Source organism: Nocardia sp. NPDC049737 (assembly GCF_040674755.1).
Classification (GTDB): domain Bacteria; phylum Actinomycetota; class Actinomycetes; order Mycobacteriales; family Mycobacteriaceae; genus Nocardia.
In genome coordinates this window covers 17,909-42,793 of the sequence record NZ_JBFANH010000039.1, presented here as the reverse complement: position 1 = coordinate 42,793, position 24,885 = coordinate 17,909, and the positions used below count along the sequence as shown (strand labels likewise).

Genomic DNA, 24,885 nt, shown 5'->3' with positions numbered 1-24,885 from the left:
ATCTATGCCCTTGACCAGTACCGATTCGTCGGGGCACGTTTGTTACACATCTAACGTACCGCTATACAACGGCACATTAAACAGGTAACGTATGGGAACCGTACACAGCGGTCTCAAAATCTCGGGAAGGCACGGGTCGATGGCGGCACCCACCCAACAGACGATTTCTTTCAAGCGGTTCCGTGATGATCCGACCGATCTCGAGGCGGCCTACTTCCGGTGGATCCAGCCGGGCGCCACCGCGCCGACGATCACCGATCGGGCCGAACAGATTTTCCGCCACCACCTGGAGCTGGCGGCTACCCGCCTGCCGGGGGCGGCGATCACCCGGGTGTACCGGCCCGAGGACGCCAGTGGGCTCGGCCCGGCGATCCAGATCGTCAACGACGATATGCCACTGCTGGTCGATACGGTGACCACCGCGCTGCGTCGGCTCGGCGCCACGGTGACCGAGGTAGTCCACCCGGTCTTCGATATCGTCCGCGACCGCCGCGGCCGCCTGCGCGCGATCGCCCCACGCGAGCGCGAGGGCGGCCAAGTGCCCGACAGTCAGACCCTGCCCGAGTCCTGGATCCACGTCCAGCTGAGCCCTTCGGTCGGTGCCGCGGAGTTGGACCGGATCAATCGCGAACTGCCGACACTGCTGCGAGTGCTGCGCAAGGTCGTCGACGATACGCCGAGTATGGCGAATGCGATGGTCGCGTTGGCCAGTCGGCTCGACCACATCGCGAACCGGTCCGATGACCCCGAGATTCCCGAATGCGCGAAGTTGTTGCGCTGGTTGTCCGATGGTCATTTCACCGTGCTCGGCTACGGCTACTACCGGTACAACTCGTCGGCCACGGCGGTCGAGCCGCAGCAGGCCCCGGGCACCGGCCTCGGCGTGCTGTGGAACGGATCGAATATCGATATCGACGTCCCGGTACTCGGCGGCGCGCGGCCGGTGCTGCGCCTGGCCAACGGTTCGGTCGATTCGCTGATGCCGGGTTCTGGTGAGCTCTACTTCGTCAGCGTGGCCGACTACGGCAGTGGCGGCGTGGGAGCCAAGGGGCTGGGTCCGGTCCAGGGTGAGCACGTATTCGTCGGTTCCTTCACGGTGACCGGCCTGCACGAGAACATCCTCGACATTCCGGTGATCTCCCGCCGCGTGCACCAGGTCATCGAATGGGCCGGCTTCGAACTGAATTCGTTCTCCGGGCAAGCGATGCTCGAGATCCTGCAGTCCTTCCCTCGGGCCGAGCTGTTCTCCACCGATGCCCGACGGATGTTCGAAACCGTCTCCGCCGTCACGAATTTGGGACTGCGTCGCCAGGTACGACTGTTCATCCGGCGCGACGGCCGCAGCGGCGCCGTGTACTGCCTGGTCTATCTGCCACGCGATCGCTATTCGACCGAGGTCCGGCTGCGCATGGAGGCCATCCTGCGGGTGCAGTTCGACGGCGAGCAGGTGGATTACTCGGCGCGTGCGAGCGAATCCGAGCTGGCCGTAGTCTATTTCACCGTGCACCGCCGTCCCGAGGCGGATCCGGCCGATGTCTCCGAATCCAATCGCGAGCGCATCCAGGAGTTGCTGTTCGCCAGCACCCGGACCTGGGCCGACCGCGTGGTCGCGGAGGCCACCGGGGTGAGCGCGGTGACATCGAAGGCCGCCACGGCCTATGCGGCCGCATTCCCCGCAAGTTATCAGCAGGAGTTCGAGCCGGCCCGTGCGCTGGCCGATCTGCAGCGTCTGGAGAACCTCGCCGACGGGGCCGTCGATACGAATCTGTACCGAAACGTCGAATCACCCTCGGGGGAATGGCGATTCACGCTCTATGTCGCGGGGGAGGGGGTATCGCTGAGTCGGGTGCTGCCGGTGTTGCACAGCCTCGGCGTGGAAGTGGTCGACGAGCGGCCCTATCGCGTCGCGTTCGAGGACGGGCAGCAGAAGTGGATCTACGACTTCGGGCTGCGCGTGCCCGCCACGCTGCTGCGCACCGCGATCGATGCCGATCTGGAATCCGATCTGACCCAGCCCGCCGACGAGCCCGTCGCCGAAGGCAGTGTGCGCAGACGCTTTCCGGAGGCCGTCGCGGCCATGTGGTTCGGTCGCGCGGAGGTCGACGGCCTGAACGAACTGGTGCTGCGTGCCGGTCTGCACTGGCGGCAGATCTCGATACTGCGCGCCTACGCGAAGTATCTGCAGCAGGCCGGATTCGCCTACACGCTCGGCAACATCTCCCGGGTCCTGTTGGCGCAACCGGCGATGGCGCGGCTGTTCACCGAACTGTTCGATGCCTACTTCGACCCCGATGGCCTCGGCGCCGTTGCCTCGGCTCGGGCCGCCGGTATCGCCGAGCGGCTGCAGTCGGAGATCGACGCGGTCGTCAGCCTCGACACCGACCGCATCCTGCGCGCCGTGCTCGGACTGATCACCGCGACCCTGCGCACCAACTACTTCCGGCGCGACGCCGACGGAAACGCACCGGAATCCCTGTCGTTCAAGTTCGATCCGCACGCCATTGCCGAATTGCCGCGGCCCCGACCGCAATTCGAGATCTTCGTGTATTCGCCGCGAGTCGAGGGTGTGCATCTGCGCTTCGGTCCGGTGGCGCGTGGCGGGTTGCGCTGGTCGGACCGTTTGGAGGATTTCCGCACCGAGGTCCTGGGTCTGGTGAAGGCGCAGGCGGTAAAGAACGCGGTGATCGTGCCGGTCGGCGCCAAGGGCGGGTTCGTGGTCAAGCAGCCGCCGACGGCGACCGGTGATCCAGCGGCGGATCGGCAAGCGCAGCTGACCGAGGGCATCGCCTGCTACCGCACCTTCATCTCCGGTCTGCTGGACTTGACCGATAACGTCGACCACGCCTCCGGCGAGGTGCTGCCGCCGGAACGGGTGGTGCGCCGTGACGGTGACGACACCTACCTCGTCGTCGCCGCCGACAAGGGCACCGCCACCTTCTCCGATATCGCCAATGATGTTGCGCGCCAATATGGTTTCTGGCTGGGCGACGCCTTCGCCTCGGGTGGCTCGGTGGGCTACGACCACAAGGCGATGGGCATTACCGCCAAGGGGGCGTGGGAAAGTGTCAAACGGCATTTCGCCGAGATGGATATCGACACGCAGACAACAGACTTCACCGTGGCCGGTGTCGGCGATATGAGCGGCGACGTGTTCGGTAACGGCATGCTGCTGTCCGAGCACATCCGCCTGGTGGCCGCGTTCGACCATCGGCACATCTTCCTGGACCCGAATCCCGATGCGGCGACGTCGTTCCGGGAGCGGCAGCGGATGTTCGCACTGCCGCGCTCGTCCTGGGCCGACTATGACAAGTCGCTGATCAGCGCGGGCGGCGGCGTCTACGATCGGTCCGCCAAGGCGGTTCCGGTCAGCCCCCAGGTGCGCGAGGCACTGGACCTGGATCCGAGTGTGACCACCCTGTCGCCGCCGGAGATGATCCGGGCGATCCTGCTCGCACCGGTCGACCTGTTCTGGAACGGCGGTATCGGCACCTACATCAAGGCATCCACCGAGACAAATGCCGATGCCGGTGACAAATCCAATGATTCCGTGCGTGTCGACGCGAACCAGTTGCGCGCCAAGGTGATCGGTGAGGGCGGCAACCTGGGCGCGACCGCGCTCGGCCGTGTCGAATACTGCGCCAACGGCGGCCGGATGAACACCGACGCCATGGACAATTCGGCTGGTGTCGACTGCTCGGACCACGAAGTCAATATCAAGGTGCTGCTGGACGCGGTCATCTCGTCCGGCGAACTCGACGCCGCCGACCGCACCGAACTGCTCGCCGCGATGACCGACGAAGTCTCCGAACTCGTTCTGCGCGACAATATTTCGCAGAACTTCCGGATGGGGCTCTCGCGCGCTCAATCGGTGCCGATGTCGGGCGTGCATCGCCGTTTGATCGCCGACCTCGAGTTCCGGCGCGGTGTCGATCGCCGGCTCGAGGCACTGCCCTCGGATAGCGAGCTGAAAAGGCGGGCCGCCGCCGGAAGCGGACTCACCTCGCCCGAACTGGCGAATCTGCTTGCGCACGTGAAGCTTTCGCTCAAGGATGACCTGCTGGCCGGGGATCTGCCGGATAGCGCGGCTTTCGCCGCTACGCTGCTGGCGTACTTCCCCGCGCCGCTGCGGGCACGGTTCGCCGACGCGATCGGCAGGCATCCGCTGCGCCGTCAGATCGTGGCCACCATGGTGGTCAACGACATGGTGGACCACGGCGGTATCACCTATGCGTTCCGACTGGCGGAGGAGGCGGGTGCGAGCACTGACGACGCTGTGCGCGCCTTCACCGTCGCCGTGGAGATCTTCGATCTGCACACGCTCTGGCAACGTATTCGGACCACGCCGATGCCGACGGCGGCGCGCGACGAACTCGAGCGCGAGACCAGGCGCACCCTCGACCGGGTCTCCCGCTGGTTGCTGACCAGCCGCCCGCAACCGATTGCCATCGGCGCCGATATCGCCCGCTACCGCGACGGAGTCCGCAAGCTCGCAGCCCACATGCTGCCCGCCCGGCTGCCCGCGGCGCACGCCGAGGATCTGGCGACGAATGCGCGCGCGGTCGTCGAGCGGGGTGCGCCGGCGGAATTGGCCGAGGAGGTGTACCGGCTCATCCACCTGTTCCCGCTGTTGGACATCCTCGACGTGGCCGACATCGCCGAGCGCGATGCGCTGGAGGTCGCCGAGCTCTACTACGCACTCGACGATCACTTCCAGATCGAGCGTCTGCTGACCGCCGTGAGCAACCTGGCTCGCGACGACCGGTGGCGCACCCTGGCCCGGCTCGCGGTCCGCGACGATCTCTACGATTCGCTGCGCTCGCTCACCCTGGACGTGCTCACCGCGTCCGAACCGAACGAGAGCACCGCCGACAAGATCGCCGAATGGGAGTCGGTCAACCGCCCCCGCTTGGCCCGCGCCGGTGCGTCACTCGGCGAGATCTTCGCCGCCGGGACCCACGACCTGGCTACCCTCTCGGTGGCCGCGCGGCAGGTGCGCAGCATGGTCAGCAGCGGGGAATCCGCTGCGGCGGTACCTGTTTCGAGCTAACTGGCCGCATGCCCCCGCGGTCTCGGCCGACGGTCCGCCGAGACCGCGGGGGTGCGCAAAGAGTTCGGCGAAAGTCCCCCGTCATCCCCGCGAACATCGGGACCCATACCTCCGCAGTGGGTCCCGGTGTTCGCCGGGATGACGGGGATTTTCCTTCGGAGCTGCACCACCGGAACACGGTAGCGATCGCTGCGGTAAAAACACAGGTGTCCTGGTCGAGGTCGCGCTGGCTGTGGATGCAGGCGGCGTCCGTCGCGAGGTCGGGCCGCACCAAACTTTGTGGAGTCTGGTGCTGTGGAATCCATGGTTCATGCTCGGTGGTGTGTTGTTCATTGGGGCGGGGCAGGGTATTGCGAAGCGTTGTTCACGGCCGACTGGCCGTGCCGAGGCTCAGGACGGGTCAAGACCACTTGCTGCGAGTGACCGGACCCAGCGATAGCGGCGGCAGTGGCGCGGGAGGACGTGGCAGGAACCTGTTGCCGGTCACAAATCTGAACTCACGCATAGCTTCTGGTCTTGCTACCGGTGCGTCGTGCGGTGAGTCGATGTGCGAGCGCGTCGAAGGTATGCGTGAGCTTCGGAAGGTGTGCGCGCGTCAGGGACTGACGGCGGGGCGGCTGGTATGAGAGCGGTCAGCTTGTGGCGGTGCCGCAGTTGCCGCAGAACTTCGCTGCGGCAGCCAGGTCCGCGCCGCATTCGGTGCAGTGGCGCGGGCGGGCCGCCATTGGGTCACCACAGTTCATACAGAATCGCGCATTTGGGGGATTGTCGGTTCCGCAGCTGGCACATACCGGCTGCGTGCCGGCAGGAATCGGTTGTGCGACAGCTGGAACCGCCTGTCGCTGCCATGGATTGCTCGGCGATTGCTGCTGGATGGCGTTCAAACCCAGTGCGGCGCCGAGGAATCCGTCGCCACCGCCGTGGCCGTGGGCGAACCCCTGACCCGCGCCGAGTGCCAATTCGCCTGCCGCGTAACGCTGGAAGTCACCAGCAAGGCGAATGTAGGTGACATCCTTGGCAAGTCGCTTGATGCGGTCGGCGTCTTCCGGCGCCAAGGTGATATCGAAGTTGCCGAGCCGTGGGATGCGCAGGCCGTATTCGTAGAGTGTCAGGTTGGTCTGGCGCACCACGGCGGCCTCGATCGGCTCCAACTGTCCGGACAGGCCGAGCACGGGCCAGTCACCTCGGGAAATGCCCTGTGTGACAGCGACTTTCATGGACTTCAGGAGCAGGTCCGAGCTCCAGGACTCCACCGTCGCCGGGGTGCTCAGGTCGGTGGTGCCCGCCAGTGAGGTGACCAGTTCGGCCGGATCCCGCACCGACAGCGCGAATTCCCCGAAGACCCGCAGTGTCACGACCTGTTCGCTGACCGGATCGGCGATATCGGCGAGGCGACCGCCGAACTTGATGCCCGGAAACTCGCGGGTGGAGACGAAATACAGTTCGGCGCGGTAGAAGTTGTTGCCGGTCAGCGTATCCACGAGCGCGCCGAGTACCGGCAGCTCATCGGCATCGATCCGATGCCGACCCGGGCCCATCGTGGCCAGGACCTGCCCGGACTTGACGAACAGGGCGATCTCGTCGGCATTGACGATGGCACGGCTGTAGCGCCGGATGTTGACATCCGGCCACTTGTAGACAAGTTGATTCTTGCGGCCCTCAGGGACCGCGATGAACTCCCGTTCGAACCATGCCATGCGCGCGCTCCATCAGCCGTAAACGTATCCAGCGTACCGATATTCAGCGGCACGATCAACTAACGCCGAGGTCACGGCGGGTGACAGGCCTCCACTTCGTTTCCGTGAAGTTACAACTCTTGACTCTCTATTGAACGTGCCGTTGAATAGCGATACATTAAGCAGCGATATGATCGCCGTCACGTGAAAGGCCTCACCATGACAACCGTTCAACACTCCGCGGAAGTGCCGGCGCCCGCGGACGCTCTGCATGCTGAGGATGCGGGCTATCACAAGGCGTTGCGCCCGCGCCAGCTGCAGATGATCGCGATCGGTGGCGCGATCGGGACCGGACTGTTCCTTGGTGCGGGTGGTCGGCTGCACACGGCCGGTCCCGGACTGTTCATCGTGTACGCGGTCTGCGGCATCTTCGTTTTCTTCATCCTGCGGGCGCTGGGCGAGCTGGTGCTGCATCGTCCTTCCTCCGGATCGTTCGTCTCCTACGCGCGTGAGTTCTACGGCGAGAAGCTGGCTTTCGCGGTCGGGTGGATGTACTTCTTCCACTGGTGCATGACCGGCATCGTAGACATCACCGCGATCGCCACCTATGTCCATTTCTGGGGAGCCACCGAGGCGATACCGCAGTGGTTGATCGCGCTGGTGGCATTGGCCATCGTGGTCAGCATCAACCTGATCTCGGTGAAATGGTTCGGTGAGCTGGAGTTCTGGGCCGCACTGATCAAGGTCATCGCGCTGGTCGCATTCCTGATCATCGGTACCATATTCCTGGCGGGTCGATTCAAGGTCGACGGTGAGACCACCGGTTTCACCGTGATCCACGACAACGGCGGCCTGTTCCCGACCGGGCTGCTGCCGCTGGTCACCGTCACCACCGGTGTCGTATTCGCCTACGCCGCAGTGGAATTGATCGGCACGGCCGCCGGTGAGGCGGAGAACCCGGAAAAGATCATGCCGCGGGCCATCAATTCGGTCATCGCCCGCATCGCACTGTTCTACGTCGGCTCGTTGGTGCTGCTCGGCCTGCTGCTGCCCTATGTCGCCTTCAAGTCCGGCGAGAGCCCGTTCGTCACCTTCTTCTCCAAGCTCGGTGTCGGCGGTGCGGGCTCGATCATGAACCTGGTGGTGCTGACCGCGGCCTTCTCCAGCCTCAACGCGGGCCTGTACTCGACCGGCCGCATCCTGCGGTCGATGTCGATGAACGGTAGTGCGCCCAAGATCGCCTCGCGGATGTCCAACGGCGGTGTGCCCTACGTCGGTATTCTCGCCACCGGCGCGATCGCGCTGGTCGGTGTCGGACTCAATGCGATGGTGCCGGACAAGGCCTTCGAGATCGTGTTGAACATGTCGGCGCTGGGCACCATCGCGGCGTGGGGCGCGATCGTGGTCTGCCAGCTGCAGCTGTTCCGTTGGTCGAAGAAGGGGCTGGCCAAGCGTCCTTCGTTCCAGCTGATCGGCGCGCCCTATACCAGCTACGCCACGCTGGTGTTCCTGGTCGCGGTGATCGTGCTGATGGCATGCAGTCACGAAATCGAGCAGCGCGGTGCGGTGATCGCCATGGCGGTGGTCGTGGTTCCGGCATTCGTCGGCGGCTGGTTCCTGGCCCGCAAGCGGGTGCTGCAGGTGGCTCAGGAACGCGAGGGCATCACCGGTCAGTTCCCGGTGCTGGCCGAGCGGCCGCCGCGCAAGCATGACGACCCGGTCGTCGTTCTCGACAAGCCCGACGAGGAATAAACCCGAAGCTCCGCCCCGGACAACATGTCCGGGGCGGAGCTATTCCCATAGCGGGGAACAAGGCAGGCGCGCAGCGGCGAACGGCGGAAGAGAATGGGACCGCGATTCAACAGGCTCGAAAGGTTCCCATGCCGGAGCAAGCCAGGCCCTCCGATAATCCGCTGCCGCACCCATGGGCGAATCGGCGGATGCGCGGCACCGAGGTGCCACGGCGAACTCCGCTTCCCTGGGCGACCAGAGGCATGTCGAAAGTCGATACGTCCCAACGTCTTCCGCATCCGTGGTCGCGCCCACGCACTATCGAGGGCACGCCGTCGCAACGGTTCCCGCTCCCCGGTCCTGGGCCGCGGGGCTCGCCGGTCGAGGCGACCATGACCCAGCCGATCGCGGATACCTCCGAGCCGGTCTCCGGTCCGATCGTCGGACTCGACGAGCTCGACGAGGCCGACGAGCCCGGTTCCGGGCGAAGTGGTCGCTCGCGCCCGAGTGTGCGCCGACTCGGCGCCGGTCTGGTTCCGATGCCACAGGTGGCGCCGGTCGATCCACGCAGCGCCATTCTCGCCAATCCCGAAGTGCCCGAACTCAAACGGTTCTGTTGGAAGTGTCAGGAACCGGTGGGTCGGCGCAGCGAATCCGGGCCGGGCCCGGTAGTCGGTGAATGCGGGCGCTGCGGATCCCCGTTCAATTTCCGACCCGCCCTGCAGCCGGGCGAACTGGTGGCCGACCAGTACGAGGTCCAGGGGTCCCTGGCACACGGTGGCCTCGGCTGGATCTATCTGGCCGTCGACCGCAACGTGAGCGACCGCTGGGTCGTGCTCAAGGGATTGCAGAATCCGCTCGACTTCGAGGCGCATGTGGTCGCGCTCGCCGAACGACAATTTCTTTCCGAAGTTGCCCACCCTGGCGTTGTGAAGATTTACAACTTCGTCAAGCATCGGTCCGGCCGTGACGTTCCGGACGGCTATATCGTCATGGAATATGTCGGCGGGCAATCGCTGAAGAAGCTGCTCGACTCGCGCGGCAAGGAGCGTATTCCGGTCGTCGAGGCCATCGCTTACATAATGGAAATTCTGCCCGCGCTGGACTATCTGCATTCCTTCGGCTTGGCCTATAACGATCTGAAGCCCGACAACATCATGGTGAGCGAGCACGAGGTCAAACTCATCGATCTGGGTGCGGTCGCGGCCATGGACTCTTACGGCAGTATCTATGGCACGCCCGGCTTCCAGGCACCCGAGATCACCGAAACCGGACCAACGGTGGTGTCGGATATCTACACCGTCGGCCGAACCCTGGCCGCCCTTGCGCTGAACCTGCCGAGGGACCGGGACGGCCACTTTCTCGGCGGGATACCCGAGCCCGATGAGGATCCGCTACTGGCGCGCTATCAGTGCTTGTATCGAATTCTGCTGCGAGCCACCGATCCGGAGCCGGAGCGCCGGTTCCCGTCCGCGTATTCGATGTACTGCCAACTCGCCGGTGCGCTACGGATGGTGCTTGCCATCGACACCGGACTGGAACATCCACAGCCATCGGTCGAATTCAGTGCGATGCGCGACGATTTCGGCACCGACACGCTCATCGGCCAGACCGACGGGATCACCGACGGGGTGACCCGCATGCCCATGCTGACGGTCGGTGATGTGGTGGCCGCACTGCCGACACCTTTGATCGACAGCGAGGATCCGAGCGCCGAATTGCTGTCCAGTCTGTTGCACGGCGAGCCGAGGCATGCGCTGGATGCCCTGCGCCGCGCCCATGAGCGCATCCGCTCCGGCACGATCGTCGCCCCGGAATCCTTCGAGTTGGAGGGGCCGCTCACCGCGGTGCGCGCATACCTCGACCTGGGGGAGACGGCAACGGCCCGCCAACAGCTCGCCGATCTGCGACCGAGCTACAGCGCGGACTGGCGCATAGAGTGGTACGAGGGTGTCGCCGCATTGCTCGACGGCCACTATGACCGGGCCTGGCAGCATTTCGAGATCGTGCACGCGATGCTGCCCGGTGAAATCGGCCCGGAGCTGGCACTGGCCGCCACGGCCGAGCTGGTGCTGCAGCATCTCGATATTCCGGTCGATACCGAGCGCTGGCACCGGGCCGCGATGGAGCACTACCGGGCAGTATGGCGGACCAACCACGGGGTGGTGAGTGCGGCCTTCGGTCTGGCTCGGCGGCTCGCGGCCGACGGAGAACTGCTCGAGGCCGTCGCGGTGCTCGATCAGGTGCCGGCCGCGTCACGCCATCACGGCGTCGCGCACACCACCGGCTGCCTGCTACTGGTGTCGCGGCCGATTGCCGAAATCACCGAGGCGGATATCTGTGCCGCGGCGGGACGGCTCGAGACACTGCCCGATGACGCTCGTACATTGCAACTTCAGGTCATCGTGGTCGGCGCCGCGATGGAGTGGCTGCGCGTGGGTGGTCGACCGCGGAAATCGAGTCAGACCATCCTGGGTTTTGCGCTCACCCCGGCGGGGTTGCGGCTCGGACTCGAGACGAGTCTGCGCGCGCTGGCCCGAACCGCGCCGGATCGCTGGCATCGCTACCGGCTGGTGGATCTGGCCAACTACGTCCGACCGCGCACCAGGTGGTAGGGCGGCCGTCACTCAGCGCAGTCGCTCGACCACCCATACGACGACGATGCCGGTGCCTGCCAGCAACCACAGCCAACTCCCCGTCGCGACGGCGAGTACGACGGCGATGATCGCGATCACCGCGGCGACTGTCGAGAGCTGTCGCAGTCGATTGTCGGGCTGTACCAAGGGTGCGGCCGGTGTGGTACCCGGCAGGTCGACGAACAATTCCGCCAATTGTCCTTTGGTGGTCGCCGCCGCGGCAATGGCACTGCGTTCGTCGAACTCGGTCAGGCTCAGCCGCCCTGTCCCGAGGTGGTGCGACAGTTGCTCCAGCGCCCGTTCCCGTTCCGTCACGGTAATTCGAGAAGCCTGCGCCTCGGTCATATCGGAAGGATAAGCCCCCGCTGCCTCCGATTCGGAGGGTCGAATTGCCAACGGCGGGAATAGGTGGGGGTGTCATTGGGGGTTGACAGCGCCTCACTGACCATAGGTGTCCGACATCACTGACGTATGCTTACCTCTGGGTAATGTTTCTGTGTGGTTTCCTAGACATATGGCAGGGGACGTGGAATACACGATCGACGAGCTGGCGCGCGAGGCCGGTACGACCGTGCGCAGCCTGCGCGTTTACGCCGAGCGCGGCATCCTGCCCCCACCACAGGTGAAGGGCCGCACCGGTTTCTACGGACCGGATCACCTCAATCGGGTACAGACGATCAGCCGTCTGCTGGACCGGGGGATCAAGCTCAACGGAATCAGGGAACTGCTGGAGGCATGGGATCGCGGTGACGATCTGGGCGACATCCTCGGCGTCGCGGAGCCCGGTGCGACGCAGACCACCGCGCCGTCAACGGATGACACGATCGCGGCGACCGAACTCGAGCAGCGCTATCGGGATGTGCCCAACGGCTTGGCGCGCGTGGTCTCCGCCGGTCTATACGAACCGGTCGACGCCGCCACCTACCGCATTGCCGATCCGCAGCTGATTCGCACCTTCGACCAACTGGAGGGGGCGGGCATTCCGGTAGATGACCTGCTCGGTGAATTGGAGCGGCTGCGGGCGGACTGCGACCGGATCGCCCGCCGATTCGTCGACCTGTTCCATCGGACCGCCTGGGAGCCCTATCAGCGGTCCGAACGTACGTCCGCGGATAAGGCGGCCCTTGCCGCGCGGGCGGCCGAGACCCGGGTGCGGCCAGGGGAGGCGACCGCCGAACTCGTGAATCGCTTTATCGCGCGGTATCTCGAGCAGGACAGCGAAATCGCTGAGGCGCTGCCGGACGCCTGAGGCGTTCTCGTTCATGCGTCCGATGGCGGGTATGCCTTCGCCCGATCGGCGGGTTGATCAATCTGGCCTGGCCAGGACCTTCCCCTTTCATCGTTCCCACGTGTGGTGATACTTAGACCAACGTGCCGTTAAATAGCGTTACATTAGGCAGCGGGAACAGCACCTCCCGTCGGCCCGTATCGACGTCGGCCGGTGGGCGAGACAATGATGAAGGAGACGTCGATGATCAACGTCAGCGAACTGCGCGGCACACCCAGACCTACGGAATGTCCCGACCAGGCACGTAATGCCAAGGGGCGCAATAAGATCCGAGCACTGTCGTTGCTTGCGGCGATCGCGGCGGGAATCGGCGGATTCGGTATCGGTACCGAGACACCCGCGGCCAACGCCGATATCGGCGTGCGCTGCCTGTGGGCCGGTGAAGCCGTGCCGCAGGGCGTGGCGATCGCCGCGGGCGGCTGGATGTACCGGTGCCAGTCCGATTTCTTCGGCTTCGCGCGCTGGAACCGTGAGGGGTACGCCTCCGGTCGCAGCAGCGTGTACAACCCCGGCACCAACGGCAACCCCGCGGGCAAGTTCAGTCCGGGCGCGCGCCAGCCGGGCACCGATTACATGGACTACTGCGTCGGCAGTCAGCTGATCGAGGGGCGCGAAGATATCTACGAGGCCGTTGCGGACGGTCGCGGTGGGCTGTATTGGCGTGCGGCCGGGCCGATTTCGGACTGGACCTTCGATATGGCCGCGAACCGGCCGGGACCGTCGTGGCGGTCGTCGAGCCTGTGCGTCGACGGCAATTTGACCTGAGTCATCGACCGCGAAACTTCATACCGCCGATGCCCTTTCGGACGGTCGTGCAATTCCGTGCACGCCAACCGGGAGGGCATCGAGCTGTGTCGAGGAGTCAATTGCGTACTCGCGGGGTGCAATTGACTCTTTGGCACGGTTTGCGCTGGCAGGGGTAGGCGGTGCGGATGTCGAGGTGATCAGTCGGGTACGTCGCACATACGAATACGACCGCCGCTCCATCCGGAGCGCCGGTCGCATTCGTAATATTAAGAGCCGCAAGGGGAGTGGGTCAGCGGCTGTTACCCTCGCCGGGTACCCAGACCCACCGTCCGCCGTCCTTGCTTTCGTAGCCGCCCCGGCTCGAGTTGTCGCCGGAGGCGGCGTGATCCTGATCGGCGACACGACGGCTGCCCGAGTTGCTGTTGCTGTACCCGCCGCCGCGGGCACCCCCGCCATTGCTGTTGCTGTGGTTCCCAGGGGCCGCGACGGTCGACTGAATCGCCATCGCGGCGGGCGTGATCACCAGTGCACCGGCAACCGCACCGGCTATGACGACCTTCTTCGACTTGAGGTTCATGGTTACCGATATCTCCTTCGTCCCGCCGAGCCCGGACTTGGTCGGTAAGTGAAGTGTGCCGGGAATGCAGGTTGTCTGAGATCTATTGTGCCGCTATTCAGCGGCACAATCAATAGTGACCCGTTAGGAAATTCAAATCTTTCCAGATTCGAGGGCTCAGGCGGGGTTCGGTGCATGCTGATTCGAACGCCAGTGCGGCAAGTGGATTCGGCCACGCACGCACAGTAGTGGGTGCTGTACCAAGCTCCTTCTCGAGAGCGGGGACAACCTGCTTCAGGCGGGCAGGTGGACGACGCGCTGCTCCCACACGCCGTCGAGAACATCGGCCTGCCAGCGCTTGTTCAAGCCGGACGGCTCGGTGTTCAGCGTCGGCCACGCTCAGGAGTCACGCATACTCTCGTGACCCGCGCGGCGAGCGCCGAATGCGCGAGGAACTGCGAGCGCGGGCCGGGCCAGCGCAGCACCGGTTCGCACTGTCGGTTGTCATCGGCCGACATATGGATCACATGCTGTGACCCGACCTCGTCGAGCGGGTCGATCCGACAGTTCTTGTGCCAGCCGAACGGCATGAGATGTACCTGCTCACCATGTTCCTCCAGCCGCTCGGTGACCTCGGTCAGTACGTCGAGCGCCTCGGCGAGTTCGGCGAGCACATCGAATCCCGCTGGTGTGCTGTGTCTTTCGCCGGGACGCGGCAGGCACGCGAAGCCCTCGACGACGATCGGTCCGGCATCGGATTCGGTGACGATGCGCCGGAGCAGTTGCACGACGGTGCCGACGAGTGTGCGATCGCCGCGATCCACCCCGATCGTGATCAGCAGGCAGTCGTGGAAGCATCGGCGTGCTCCGATCACCGACGGTTCGATATCAATAGCGCACGGGCTCGCCGTCGTCACCGTGTATTCGACGGTGCGGCAACGATTACTGACGATGCGCATCGGCTACCTTCCGTCCGTTCATCCGGCCGCCTCGACGGCACCGGCGGCATCGAGGTCGACTACGGCGGTCGCCGTGCGCTCGATGATTCCGAGGCAGACCTCATCGGGCTGGTACTTCGGCTGAATGGCGCTGTGGCCGATGGTCGAGAGCCAGATGAAGTAGGGGTACAGAGCTTGCTGGCGGTAGGCCAGCCAGGCAGTGTCGAAGTCCGGTGCTGGCGCGCCGCAGGCCGCCAGGCGTTCTAGGTACACGGTTAATAGCTCGCGTTCCCAGGCTCGCCGGTCGGCCACGTCCAGACCGGAGGCGACAACATACGCGAAGTCGTAGGCCCAACTGCCGCGCAGCACGACCTGCCAGTCGGTGAAACCCATCCGGCCCGCGGAGGTGACGTAGGTATTGCCGATATGGCTGTCGCCGTGCAGGAAGGTCTGCGGTCCGGTACTGGCGATCTCGAGCGAGCGTTCCAGCGTGCGGTACAGCCGATCATGTTGGGCGGGAAGTACTTCCGGAATCACCGAAGCCGCGCGTCGAGCCCCGACCCGCGCCCGCTTGGACATGCCGATCAACCGGTCGAGATTGGCGAAATGCGAGCGCGGCGCCTTGAGCCAGCTGTGCAGTCGGAGCCCTTCGTCGTCCCAGTACCGGGCGTGCCAGGTTGCCATGGTGCGCAACAGATCTTCGATCTGTACGCGTCCGATGGGCGTGGCAGGGGTGCAGAAGCTTGCGCCCTTAGTGCTGACGATGTCTTCGAGCAGCGAGATCGAACGCCCCGACCGGCTGTCGACGGCGCTGTGATAGCCGCGCGGTGCCTCGATTTCCAGATTGGGGCGTACATGTTTGAAGAAGCCGGGTTCACCGTGCAGGATACCGGCCAGGTCGAGGGTGAGCCGCTGTTTGAAGTCCGCGGTGGTCTTCCCGAACAGATTTTCCGGCAGGCCCGCGACCTGGCCGATCTCGTTGTAGCCGACGGTGAGTTTCCACCGTGTCGAGGTACCGCTGCTGTTGCCCCCGATATCGAACGCTTCCACCTTCGCACCCGGATGGTCGTAGCACAGCACGGCGCTCAGCCAATCGGTGGTCAATTCTCGACCGGTCACCGGCACATCGCCCGCACGCAGGGCCTGTGGGCGGGTGACCGCTTCCCGCGCGAGATGACCACCGATGCGGGTGATTCCACGCACAACCGCGAGGGCGGGGTGCCGGGCGGGTGCCTCGGACTGCAACGGATCTCCTCTGCTCGGCGACCGATCGGATGCGCTGCCGATTCGCTGGTAGCGAGCCGCCGCTCTCGGACCCTATGGCAAACCGGGTAGCCGGAACATCCGTCATAGCGGGTAGGAATATCCGCATCGCGCGGCGAAATATCGCGCTGAGCGGGGGCGTGCATTCTGCACAACGTCGTGCTGGGGCATAGGATCTCCTGAGTGCAGGGTCCCCTTACCTCCGTATTCGTCGGTCGAGACGCCGAGGTCGAGCGTGTGGTCGCGCACGGTCTGCGAGCGACTGCGGGCAAGGGGGTGGTGGCGCTGGTCGAGGGCGAGCCCGGTATCGGCAAAACCGCGCTGCTCGATGCGGCTGTTGCCCGATACAGGACCAACGGTCTGACCGTGCGCCGGGGAGCCGCGAAGGAGTTGCAGCGGCAGGTGCCGTTCTCGGCCGTGTGCTCCTGGCTGGATAGCGATCGTGGCTCCGATCCAGTGCGTGCGCTGCTGCGCAGTGGCGATCGAGCGGGCGACGGTGCGGCCACGCACGAGTTCGCGATCACCGAGGCGATCCTCGATCTGGTCGACACTTGGTGTGCCGCTGGTCCGGTCGCCTTGATCATTGATGACGTGCACTGGGCGGACCGGCAGAGTCTCGCGGTGCTGAACCGGCTCTGCGGTGTCATCGCCGATTTGCCACTCCTGCTGGTCCTGGCGGCGCGTCCGCTGCCGCGCGACACCGGATTCGTCGCGTTGACGGCCGAACTCGCCGAACGTGGTGCGCCGACGATCCGGCTCGGCGCACTGCCCGAACCGGCCGCTACGGAACTGGTTCGGCATATGGTCGGTGCGACGCCGGGGCCGGGCCTGATGCGACAGGTCGTCGGTGCGGGCGGAAATCCGCTCTACATCACCGAATTGGTGGCCTCGCTCTTGCGTGACGAGGCGATTACGGTGGTCGCCGATACCGCCGACCCGACCGATCCGGCCGATAGTCCCTCCGCATCGCTGGCGGGAGCGATCGCGCAGCGGCTGGAATTCCTGTCACGGTCGGCTCGGCAAGTACTTCCGATGGCCGCCGCACTCGGGCCGACCGTGTACGTCGCGGAACTTGCCGCAGTACTGGACAGTCCGATCCTGGAAATCTGGAATGTCGTCACCGAGGCGACCGACGGTGGTCTGCTCACCCGCGCCGACTCCGAACTGATCTTCCGGCACGACCTGATTCGTCAGGTGCTCGCCGATCAGCTGCCCGATTCACTGCGCGCTGGATTGCTGCGCCGGGCCGGTCAGATCCTCTTGGCCACCGACGCACCCATCGAGCGGATCGCGTACTACCTGTCGGCGGGGGAGAACGAGCTCGATTCGCAGACGCTCGACTGGTTGGTCGCGGTGGCCGACAAGCTGATCGTGCGCGCACCCGAGATCGCGGTGCAACTCCTGCAGCGCGCGGCGGGCACCGCGCACCTCGGCATGCGTCCGGTACTGCTGCGGCTGCACGCCCAAGCGCTGCTGTGGAACGGTCGCGCGGCCGAGGCCGAAGCCCTGGTGCGCACGGCTCTGCTGAACCGGCCGGAGGATGATATTGAACTGCGTTGGTTGCTGATGCAGGCCTGCCATGCGCGCGGCGATCTGCGCGAAGTCGTCGCGGTTGCCGAAAAGGCCCTTGCCACACCGAATCTCACGGCCGAGGATGCGGGCAGGTTCCACGGGATGAGCGGCTTGAACAATTTCTTCCTCGGTCGGTTCGACGCGGCGGAGGCGGCCGGCGCGCAGGCGCTGGCGATCGGGGACGTGACCGAAAATCCGCTCGTGACCGGATACGGACTGTTGACCGTGGGTGCGGTGCGCTATACCCACAGCTATCTCGACGAGGCCCTGGAGCTGAGCAGCCGCATCCTGGCCGTCTTCGAGAACGGATTCGGTTCCGACCAGTTCGATCCCTATGTGCTCTACGCGCACTGCTTGATCGAGCTCGATCGGCTCGCCGACGCGGAAGCGGTGCTGCACAAGGCGATCGGGCACAGTCGGCGGATCCACGGTGTCTATCTGGGTGCGAGTGTGGTCGCCAAGGCCCGGCTCTATGTATTGGACGGCCGCTGGGACGATGCGCTGGTCGAATGTACTTCCGGCCAGTCGATACCCGACGCCTTCGGCTACACCCCGATCCTGCACAGTCTGTCCGCGCTGATCGGCATCCACCGCGGCACCTTCCTGCCGGATCCGGACGGCATCCCCGCACCGAACGACCAACTGGGCAGCAGTGGTTACGGCCAGTTCTATCCGTGGGTCAAGGCCCTGATGCTCGAGACCCGAGGTGACCCGCGTGGCGCGCTGGATCTACTCGTCGATGCGCATCAGCGCCTCGCGGGCGGATTGACCTCGCCCACGCTGTATTACATCTTCCCGGAGATAGCCCGTCTCGCCGCCGATGTCGGCGACGAGAAGGCGGCTGGCGCGGTGGTCGTGGCCTCCGCCGAGCTGGCTCGACGCCAACCGACCGCGGCCAGAACCGGCACCGCTCTGCTGTGCCGCGGTGTTGCCGAGCGCGATCCCACCGTCCTGCGCGCCGCTGCCGCCGAGTTCCGACGGGCGGGACGACCGTTCTACGAGGCGCAGGCATACGAGAACGCGGCACTATTGTTCGCCGCAGATGGGTCCGGCTCCGACGCCCGTAGCGCCCTGGATGCTGCCATAGAGCTCTATACCGGCCTCGGTGCATCTTGGGATACCGCTCGAGCGGTAGCGCGCATGCGCCCGTACGGAATTCGCCGCGGCGTCCGCGGACCTCGCAACCGCCCCAAGTCTGGACGGGACGCCTTGACCGAGACCGAACGCAAGGTAGCCGCCTTGGTGGCCGAAGGCTTTTCGAACTCCGATATCGCGGCGCAGATGTTCCTGTCGCGCAGGACAATTCAATCCCACGTCTCGAACATTCTGGCGAAACTCGGCATCGGATCCCGCCGCGACATCGCCGCCGCACTCTCTGGGAAGTAACGCTGACTTCGAAGTCCTGCATGGTTTGTGGCAAGCCGATGCACTCGGGCGGAGACCTGCCTCGCCCGCCTGCTCGGCACACAATCGCCCTAGTCATCCTGCCCGACACCTTCGACCCGGACTGTTTCGCTCCCGCCGCCGTCGCGGCTCGGGACCGGAATTCATACCTGCCCTTCGGCGCGGGCGGTCGCTTCTGTATCGGCAACGCGTTCGCGATGATGGAGATGCAATTGGCGCTGTCCACCATCGTCCGACGGTTCGAGGTGACCATCGAGAACCCGGACTTCACCCCGATGTCCGGCCTTACCCTCAACCCCAAGTTCCCGATCATCGCCAAGGTAGCCGAACGGCAATCGAGGGTCGGCTAGACCCGTTCGATAGTCGCGATCCACGCGGGTGCGCCACTGTCGTGGTATCTCGTGTGGAGCCGATCCGGTTCGATCGCGCTGACCTTCCATTGGTTGCCCGCATCGAACGCCGAAGTCAGCTCCTCCCGACATACCGGGTGCGGGCCGGTGTCGGGACCAATGTCGCTGAAGCACAACACATACAGGGTGCCGTGGTGCTCGGTCACCGACGCGAGACTCGCCACGTATTCCGGGCGTTCGTCCGCGTCGAAGGTGTGGAACAGTCCACAGTCCAGCACTGTGTCGAATCTGCGTCCCAAACGCTCCAACCGCAATGCGTCAGCCACGGCGAACTCGACCGCGATCCCACGCTCCGTGGCCTTCGCCCGCGCGAGCGCCAATGCCGTCTCGGCCACGTCGACGCCGAGCACCGGCAATCCCAGCGCGGCAACGTGCAGCGCATTCTCGCCGGACCCGCACCCCGCATCGAGCACGGCCCCGCTGAATCCGCCTGCCGCCGCCAATCGCACGATCGCCGGCTGCGGCCCGACATCCCAAGGCGCAGGCCCGTCCTGGTACGACGCATCCCACGGCAGCCCCGTCGTCCGCTCGTGACTCGTCGGCCGCCGACCACCGAACGAATCCCCAGCCCGTTCCGCCACCGCCATCACCTCCAACACCATCCTGGCATTCACAAGGCCGCCGCACGCGGCATTCCGTCCATCACAGCTGGTCAGACGATCACCGTGCGTTGCCCTGGTTTCTCGCCATTCGTCGGGGAGAACCGGGTCAGCGCTTCGATGACGACCTCGCCGAGGTCCGTCGCCACATCGGCTCCTGGCACGACCCGATTCCCGCGCTGCTCGACGCGACACCGCTGGATTAGATACTGCGCCACGACATTTCCGACCTCGACCCGCTCGCAACGGCCGCATCGTCTTACTCGGCGACGCCGCCCACTCCTTGGCACCGTTCCGCGCCCAAGGCGGATGCCAGGCGTTCGAGGAGGCCGCCGTGCTCGCGGCTGAACTCACCGGCACTGTCGAATCCGCACGGCTCTCGCGCAATACAATCGGCGACGCCGCCCGCGGGTGCAGCGCATGGCCCGACATGATCCGAGGATCAGCCTGCCTGTCCACCAGTCCGCTCGGCTACGGACTGTTGACCCGGTTCACCCGGATCGTCGGTGGCGGCGTGGCCGCACGCGAGGCCGTCCGCCTCTGGAACTGGACGCTGCCAACCTCCCGGCACCGAGAAGAAAAATTCGGCAGGCGCTAGTGTGCGCTCTGATCGATGGTGTGCGAGGTGCAGGAGCAGGTGGATGCTGTATGGCCGGACGGCGGCGCAGCGGACGATCGACGAGCTGCTCGTTGATGCCGTAGCGGGGCGGCCGGGTGCCCTGGTCGTGCGTGGTGAAGCGGGAATCGGCAAGTCCGCGTTGCTGGAATACGCCAAGTCGGCGGATGCTCGCCTGCTCTGGGTTACCGGCATCGAGTCGGAGACCGAGCTTCCTTTCGCCGCACTGCATGTGCTGTTGGGTCCAGTGCTGGAGACGGTTTCGCAGTTGCCGCGACAGCAATCCGATGCGCTGCTGGCGGCACTGGGGTTCGGTTCGGCGACACCGGCGGACCGTTTCCTGATCGGTCTGGCCACCCTGAGCCTGCTGACCGAACTTTCGATGGACGGACCGCTGCTGTGTCTGATCGATGACGCGCACTGGCTCGATCAGGAATCGGCCGACGCACTGCTGTTCGCGGTGCGTCGGCTACACAGCGAGCCGGTCATGCTGATCTTCGCCGCCCGCGACGGGGAACGTCCCTTTCTCGCACCCGGCGTGCCCGAGCTGAATTTGACTGGGTTGGATCCCACGGCTGCGCAACAGCTCGTCGATGCCACCGCCACCCTTGCACCGTCCGCGCGCGACCACGTGGTTGCCGAGGCCGGTGGCAATCCGCTCGCCCTGCTGGAGATTCCGCGGACGCTCACACCCGCGCAGCGCGCTGGATCCGCGCTCGCATACTCACTCGGAGGTTCCGAACCGCCGTCGAGTCGGGTGCTGACAGGATTCCGTGAACGGATCCGGGCGCTGCCGGACGCCGCCCGACTCTGTCTGCTCGTTGCCGCCCTGGAAGACAGCGGGCATATCGAGCCGGTGACCCGCGCCCTACCCGCGGTTGGTGCGGCACTGACCGATTTCGCGCCCGCCGAGCATGCCGGTTTGGCCCGAGTCACGTCCTCGGGCATCGAATTCCGGCATCCGCTCATCCGTACCGCCGCCCGCTTGGCCTGCGATGTCGCCGAGCGCGTCGCGGCGCATACGGCGCTGGCCGGAGCCGTCGACGACGACCGCAGGGCCTGGCATCTGGCGGCGGTGACCGCGCTGCCGGACGAGGAGGTGGCCGCACGATTGGAACGGGCCGCGGTGCGAGCACGACGGCGCGGTGGGCAGATCGCGGTCAGTGCGGGCTATGCCCGCGCCGCCGAATTGTCGCCCGCCGCCGCGGACAGGGCACGACGCTGGACGATCGCGGCCACCGCCGCATATGAAGCCGGGTTACCGCAGCGCGCAACCGAGTTGACCGAGCGTGCGTCCGAGTTGACTGAGCGTGCACCTGGGTTGGCCGAGCGTGCGTCTGGGTTGACTGAGGGTGCGTCTGGGTTGGGCGGTCGTGCACCTGGGTTGAATGAGAGTGCATCCGAGTCGACGGAGGGTGCATCCGGGTCGGTGGAGCGCGCAACCGGGTTGGCCGAGCATGCAGCTGGGTTGGCCGAGGGTGCGTCTGGGTTGACTGAGGGTGCGTCCGAGTTGGCCGAGCGTGCATCCGGGTTGGCGGAGCGGACAACCGGGTTGGTCCAGTGTGGCCCTGGGTTGGCCCAGCATGCACCCGGGGCTGAGCCTGTAATCGAATCGGCACGGCACGCGGACTCAGCGGCGCTGCCCATCGAGCCAGCGATCGTCGCGGAACTCGCCAGGGTGCGCGCCGGGCTGGCCTTCGAGGCGGGACATCCGCTCGAAGCCACGCGCCTGCTACACGACGGTGTCCTCGCACTCACCGCGGCACAGGATCAACAGGCCAGCCTGGCGATGCTCGGCTGGGCCGCCATCTACGCCTGGTCCAGCCGCCCGCATCCGGATCAACTCGTACTGGCCCGCCGCACCGAGGAACTCGCCGCCCAGGTGTGCGGGCCGGAGCACGCGATTCACGCGCTCGCGCGCGATATCCGGCTGTTGTTGGAAGGGGATCGGCTGGCGGTCAATATCGCGCCGCACGATCTCGGCGATGTTGCCGCCCTACCGATCGACCTGCATCTTGTCGCCGCCTATCTGGGCTTCGCCCGCGGCGATGTGGACGGTATGTACCGCGACGCGACGCGCCTGGTCGACGCCTGCCGCACCGCGGGCCGAATCGGACGCATGCCCCAGGCCATGATGATGCTCGCGATCGCCGAACTCTCGACCGGTCGGCACCGGGCCGCACAGGCCACCGCCGCCGAGGGACGGCGGCTCGCGGAGGACATCGGCCAGCACTACTGGAAGTACTACCTGGCCGGTATCGCCGCATGGTTGGCGGGAGTGGCGGGTGCGGAGCAGGAATGTGCAGCCCTCGCCGCGGAAGCGATCGAGGAGGGTGGGATGTGGATGACCGGCATGGCCTGGGCCACCTACGCACTGGCCGCGCTCGACTGTGGTTACGGCCGGTATGCGCAGGTGCTGGACCGGCTCGACAAGGCGGCGGCCGGTCCGTGCAGGCACGCATTCGTCTGGCGCTACGCCTATCCCGACTATGTCGAGGCCGCCGTCCGTACCGGCGATCCGCAGCGCGCACAGCAGGCGCTGACCCGGTTCACCAACTGGGCCAAGGCGATCGACCAAACGTGGGCACTCGCGGTCCTGCATCGCTGCCACGCCCTGCTGACCGACGGCGATGCGGCCGATCTCTATGAGCGCGCACTGCGATTGCACGCGCGCGGCGATCAGCCCTTCGAACAGGCCAGGACCGAGCTGATGTACGGCGAATGGCTGCGCCGCCACAACCGCCGTATCGAGGCGCGAACACAGTTGCAGGCGGCGATGACGACCTTCGATCTGCTCGGTGCGGTCCCGTGGTCCGAGCGTGCGGCGGCGGAATTGCGGGCGACCGGGATCTCGGTATCGGACCAGAGCCGCGGATCCGATCCGCTGGCTTCGCTTACCCCGCAGGAACTTCAGGTGGTTCGACTGGCCGCGACCGGGGCTACCAACCGGGAAATCGGCACCCAGTTGTTCCTCAGCGCCCGAACAGTCGGCTATCACCTGTACAAGGCTTTCCCCAAGTTGGGTGTGGCCTCGCGTGCCGAACTCGCCAGGTACGCGATGACCTAAGTGTCTGTGCGAATCTTGCGGGCTACTACAGTCATTCGACAGACGCGGCCACGCTGTGTTCGTCCGTAGCGTCACCGGCATGAACATCCCCACCCAGACAGATGTGCTCGTCGTCGGCGCCGGACCGGTCGGCATGGCACTGACCGCATCGCTCGCCGATAATGGCGTTCCCGTCGTCCTCGTCGACAAGCAGGCCGCAGGCGAGAACACCTCGCGGGCCGCCGTGGTCCACGCCCGCACACTCGAGGTGCTCACCGAGCTGGGCGTCACCGAGAAGATGATCGCGCGCGGAATCATCGTGCCGCAGGCCACCGTTCGGGAACGCGACCGGGTGCTGCTGCACGTCGGTTTCGACGATCTGCCCACCGACTATCCCTATACCCTGCTGATCCCACAGGACAGCACCGAGCAGATCCTGCTGGAGCGACTGGAGGCCACGGGTACCCGGGTGACGCGGCCGTGTGAACTGACGGCGCTGGCTCAGGACCCGGACGGTGTCACCGCCACCACGGCCTCCGGCGACGTCATCCGGGCGCGCTATGTCGTCGGCACCGACGGTATGCACAGTCTTGTTCGGGAGCAGGCCGGTATCGCCTTCGAAGGCGACAGCTACGCACAGTCCTTCGTCCTCGCCGACGCCGTGCTCGGCGGTGATGTTCCTGATGCGGAGATCCGGCTGTACTTCTCGCCGGAGGGCGTTACCGTCATCGCACCGTTGCCGGGCGGACGGCACCGCATCGTGGCGACGGTGGACGATGCCCCACCGCAGCCCGACCAATTCCATGTCCAGCATTTGCTGAGTACCCGTGGTCCACAACGGAATCCGGCTACCGTCGAGAAGATCGTGTGGAGTTCGCGCTTCCGTGTGCATCATCGTTTGGCCGAGCACTACCGCGCCGGGCGGATCTTCCTCGCCGGTGACGCCGCGCATGTGCACAGCCCGGCCGGGGGACAGGGCATGAACACGGGTTTGCAGGACGGACTGAATCTTGCGGCCAAACTCGCCGCGGTCATCCGCGACGGTGCCGAGGACAGTGTGCTGGATACCTATGAGGCCGAACGCCGTCCGGTCGCGGAGAACGTCGTCGCATTCACCGACAAGATGACCCGCGTCGCGACCGTCGGCAGCGCACCTTTGCGCGGCCTGCGCAATACGGTACTGCGCGCGCTGGACTGGGTCCCGGCCGTGCACCACACGATGGCCATGAACCTCTCCGAACTGGGCATCGATCCGCAGCGCGTCGGCTGAAGGTGACGAAAACCTAAGCCGATGTAAATGTGCGATTCGCCGGTTGGCGGGGGTGTGGTGGCTGCGTCAACAATTCCGTTGTCGGA

Annotated in this window: 16 protein-coding genes; 10 read left to right on the top strand and 6 right to left on the bottom strand. The window is 65.7% G+C overall.

Annotation, left to right across the window (positions count from 1 at the left end; translation table 11 throughout):
- Positions 1-139 precede the first annotated feature (139 nt).
- Positions 140-5,047, top strand: a complete 4,908-nt coding sequence (locus tag AB0J47_RS36535) for an NAD-glutamate dehydrogenase (protein WP_364357186.1) — start codon at positions 140-142, stop codon at positions 5,045-5,047.
- Between the two features lie 632 nt (positions 5,048-5,679).
- Here AB0J47_RS36535 and AB0J47_RS36530 read toward each other — a convergent pair.
- The gene (locus tag AB0J47_RS36530; RefSeq protein ID WP_364357178.1) at positions 5,680-6,744 is read right to left on the bottom strand and encodes an SPFH domain-containing protein; all 1,065 of its coding nucleotides are present in this window, start codon (positions 6,742-6,744) and stop codon (positions 5,680-5,682) included.
- 198 nt (positions 6,745-6,942) lie between these two features.
- Here AB0J47_RS36530 and AB0J47_RS36525 point away from each other — a divergent pair, with 198 nt between their 5' ends.
- Together AB0J47_RS36525 and AB0J47_RS36520 are read left to right on the top strand one after the other, a co-directional pair.
- Positions 6,943-8,475, top strand: a complete 1,533-nt coding sequence (locus AB0J47_RS36525) for an amino acid permease (protein WP_364357175.1) — start codon at positions 6,943-6,945, stop codon at positions 8,473-8,475.
- A gap of 371 nt (positions 8,476-8,846) precedes the next feature.
- Complete coding sequence (locus tag AB0J47_RS36520) at positions 8,847-11,069, top strand: tetratricopeptide repeat protein (RefSeq protein ID WP_364357172.1); 2,223 nt, start codon at positions 8,847-8,849, stop codon at positions 11,067-11,069.
- A gap of 12 nt (positions 11,070-11,081) precedes the next feature.
- On the opposite strand, the gene AB0J47_RS36515 is transcribed toward AB0J47_RS36520, so the two are convergent.
- Positions 11,082-11,435 (bottom strand): DUF1707 domain-containing protein, encoded by a 354-nt coding sequence (locus AB0J47_RS36515; RefSeq protein WP_364357169.1) that lies wholly within the window; start codon positions 11,433-11,435, stop codon positions 11,082-11,084.
- 169 nt (positions 11,436-11,604) lie between these two features.
- Between AB0J47_RS36515 and AB0J47_RS36510 the strand changes: the two genes are divergently transcribed.
- Both AB0J47_RS36510 and AB0J47_RS36505 read left to right on the top strand, forming a co-directional pair.
- Entirely contained in the window at positions 11,605-12,339 is a 735-nt protein-coding gene (locus tag AB0J47_RS36510; protein WP_364357166.1) for a MerR family transcriptional regulator, read from the top strand.
- 222 nt (positions 12,340-12,561) lie between these two features.
- Positions 12,562-13,143, top strand: a complete 582-nt coding sequence (locus AB0J47_RS36505; protein ID WP_364357163.1) for a hypothetical protein — start codon at positions 12,562-12,564, stop codon at positions 13,141-13,143.
- Positions 13,144-13,414: 271 nt separating this feature from the next.
- On the opposite strand, the gene AB0J47_RS36500 is transcribed toward AB0J47_RS36505, so the two are convergent.
- The 3 genes from AB0J47_RS36500 to AB0J47_RS36490 all read right to left on the bottom strand — a co-directional run bounded on the left by AB0J47_RS36500 (position 13,415) and on the right by AB0J47_RS36490 (position 15,864).
- Positions 13,415-13,702 (bottom strand): hypothetical protein, encoded by a 288-nt coding sequence (locus AB0J47_RS36500; RefSeq protein WP_364357160.1) that lies wholly within the window; start codon positions 13,700-13,702, stop codon positions 13,415-13,417.
- A 362-nt stretch (positions 13,703-14,064) separates the two neighbouring features.
- Positions 14,065-14,640 carry a hypothetical protein gene (locus AB0J47_RS36495; protein ID WP_364357157.1) on the bottom strand — a complete coding sequence of 192 codons (576 nt, stop codon included), beginning with the start codon at positions 14,638-14,640 and terminating at the stop codon, positions 14,065-14,067.
- Positions 14,641-14,658: 18 nt separating this feature from the next.
- Positions 14,659-15,864, bottom strand: a complete 1,206-nt coding sequence (locus tag AB0J47_RS36490) for a phosphotransferase (protein WP_364357154.1) — start codon at positions 15,862-15,864, stop codon at positions 14,659-14,661.
- Positions 15,865-16,065: 201 nt separating this feature from the next.
- Here AB0J47_RS36490 and AB0J47_RS36485 point away from each other — a divergent pair, with 201 nt between their 5' ends.
- On the top strand, positions 16,066-18,840 hold the full coding sequence (locus tag AB0J47_RS36485) for an AAA family ATPase (protein ID WP_364357151.1): 2,775 nt from the start codon (positions 16,066-16,068) through the stop codon (positions 18,838-18,840).
- Positions 18,841-18,878: 38 nt separating this feature from the next.
- Entirely contained in the window at positions 18,879-19,208 is a 330-nt protein-coding gene (locus AB0J47_RS36480; RefSeq protein WP_364357148.1) for a cytochrome P450, read from the top strand.
- On the opposite strand, the gene AB0J47_RS36475 is transcribed toward AB0J47_RS36480, so the two are convergent.
- Positions 19,205-19,849 (bottom strand): class I SAM-dependent methyltransferase, encoded by a 645-nt coding sequence (locus AB0J47_RS36475; protein WP_364357145.1) that lies wholly within the window; start codon positions 19,847-19,849, stop codon positions 19,205-19,207. The genes AB0J47_RS36480 and AB0J47_RS36475 overlap by 4 nt on opposite strands.
- 175 nt (positions 19,850-20,024) lie before the next feature.
- Between AB0J47_RS36475 and AB0J47_RS36470 the strand changes: the two genes are divergently transcribed.
- The 3 genes from AB0J47_RS36470 (at position 20,025) to AB0J47_RS36460 (ending at position 24,799) form a co-directional block, all read left to right on the top strand.
- Positions 20,025-20,465 (top strand): FAD-dependent monooxygenase, encoded by a 441-nt coding sequence (locus AB0J47_RS36470; RefSeq protein ID WP_364357243.1) that lies wholly within the window; start codon positions 20,025-20,027, stop codon positions 20,463-20,465.
- 43 nt (positions 20,466-20,508) lie between these two features.
- Positions 20,509-23,550, top strand: a complete 3,042-nt coding sequence (locus tag AB0J47_RS36465) for an AAA family ATPase (protein WP_364357142.1) — start codon at positions 20,509-20,511, stop codon at positions 23,548-23,550.
- A 79-nt stretch (positions 23,551-23,629) separates the two neighbouring features.
- On the top strand, positions 23,630-24,799 hold the full coding sequence (locus AB0J47_RS36460) for an FAD-dependent monooxygenase (RefSeq protein WP_364357139.1): 1,170 nt from the start codon (positions 23,630-23,632) through the stop codon (positions 24,797-24,799).
- The last annotated feature ends 86 nt before the right edge of the window (positions 24,800-24,885 follow it).

Bases quoted from the DNA above. Each gene is read 5' to 3' on its own strand.
- AB0J47_RS36495 (WP_364357157.1), bottom strand. From the start codon at position 14,640: ATGCGCATCGTCAGTAATCGTTGCCGCACCGTCGAATACACGGTGACG.
- AB0J47_RS36525 (WP_364357175.1), top strand. From the start codon at position 6,943: ATGACAACCGTTCAACACTCCGCGGAAGTGCCGGCGCCCGCGGACGCT.
- AB0J47_RS36505 (WP_364357163.1), top strand. From the start codon at position 12,562: ATGATCAACGTCAGCGAACTGCGCGGCACACCCAGACCTACGGAATGT.
- AB0J47_RS36520 (WP_364357172.1), top strand. From the start codon at position 8,847: ATGACCCAGCCGATCGCGGATACCTCCGAGCCGGTCTCCGGTCCGATC.
- AB0J47_RS36510 (WP_364357166.1), top strand. From the start codon at position 11,605: ATGGCAGGGGACGTGGAATACACGATCGACGAGCTGGCGCGCGAGGCC.
- AB0J47_RS36530 (WP_364357178.1), bottom strand. From the start codon at position 6,744: ATGGCATGGTTCGAACGGGAGTTCATCGCGGTCCCTGAGGGCCGCAAG.
- AB0J47_RS36465 (WP_364357142.1), top strand. From the start codon at position 20,509: ATGCTGTATGGCCGGACGGCGGCGCAGCGGACGATCGACGAGCTGCTC.
- AB0J47_RS36535 (WP_364357186.1), top strand. From the start codon at position 140: ATGGCGGCACCCACCCAACAGACGATTTCTTTCAAGCGGTTCCGTGAT.
- AB0J47_RS36480 (WP_364357148.1), top strand. From the start codon at position 18,879: ATGCACTCGGGCGGAGACCTGCCTCGCCCGCCTGCTCGGCACACAATC.
- AB0J47_RS36460 (WP_364357139.1), top strand. From the start codon at position 23,630: ATGAACATCCCCACCCAGACAGATGTGCTCGTCGTCGGCGCCGGACCG.
- AB0J47_RS36515 (WP_364357169.1), bottom strand. From the start codon at position 11,435: ATGACCGAGGCGCAGGCTTCTCGAATTACCGTGACGGAACGGGAACGG.
- AB0J47_RS36500 (WP_364357160.1), bottom strand. From the start codon at position 13,702: ATGAACCTCAAGTCGAAGAAGGTCGTCATAGCCGGTGCGGTTGCCGGT.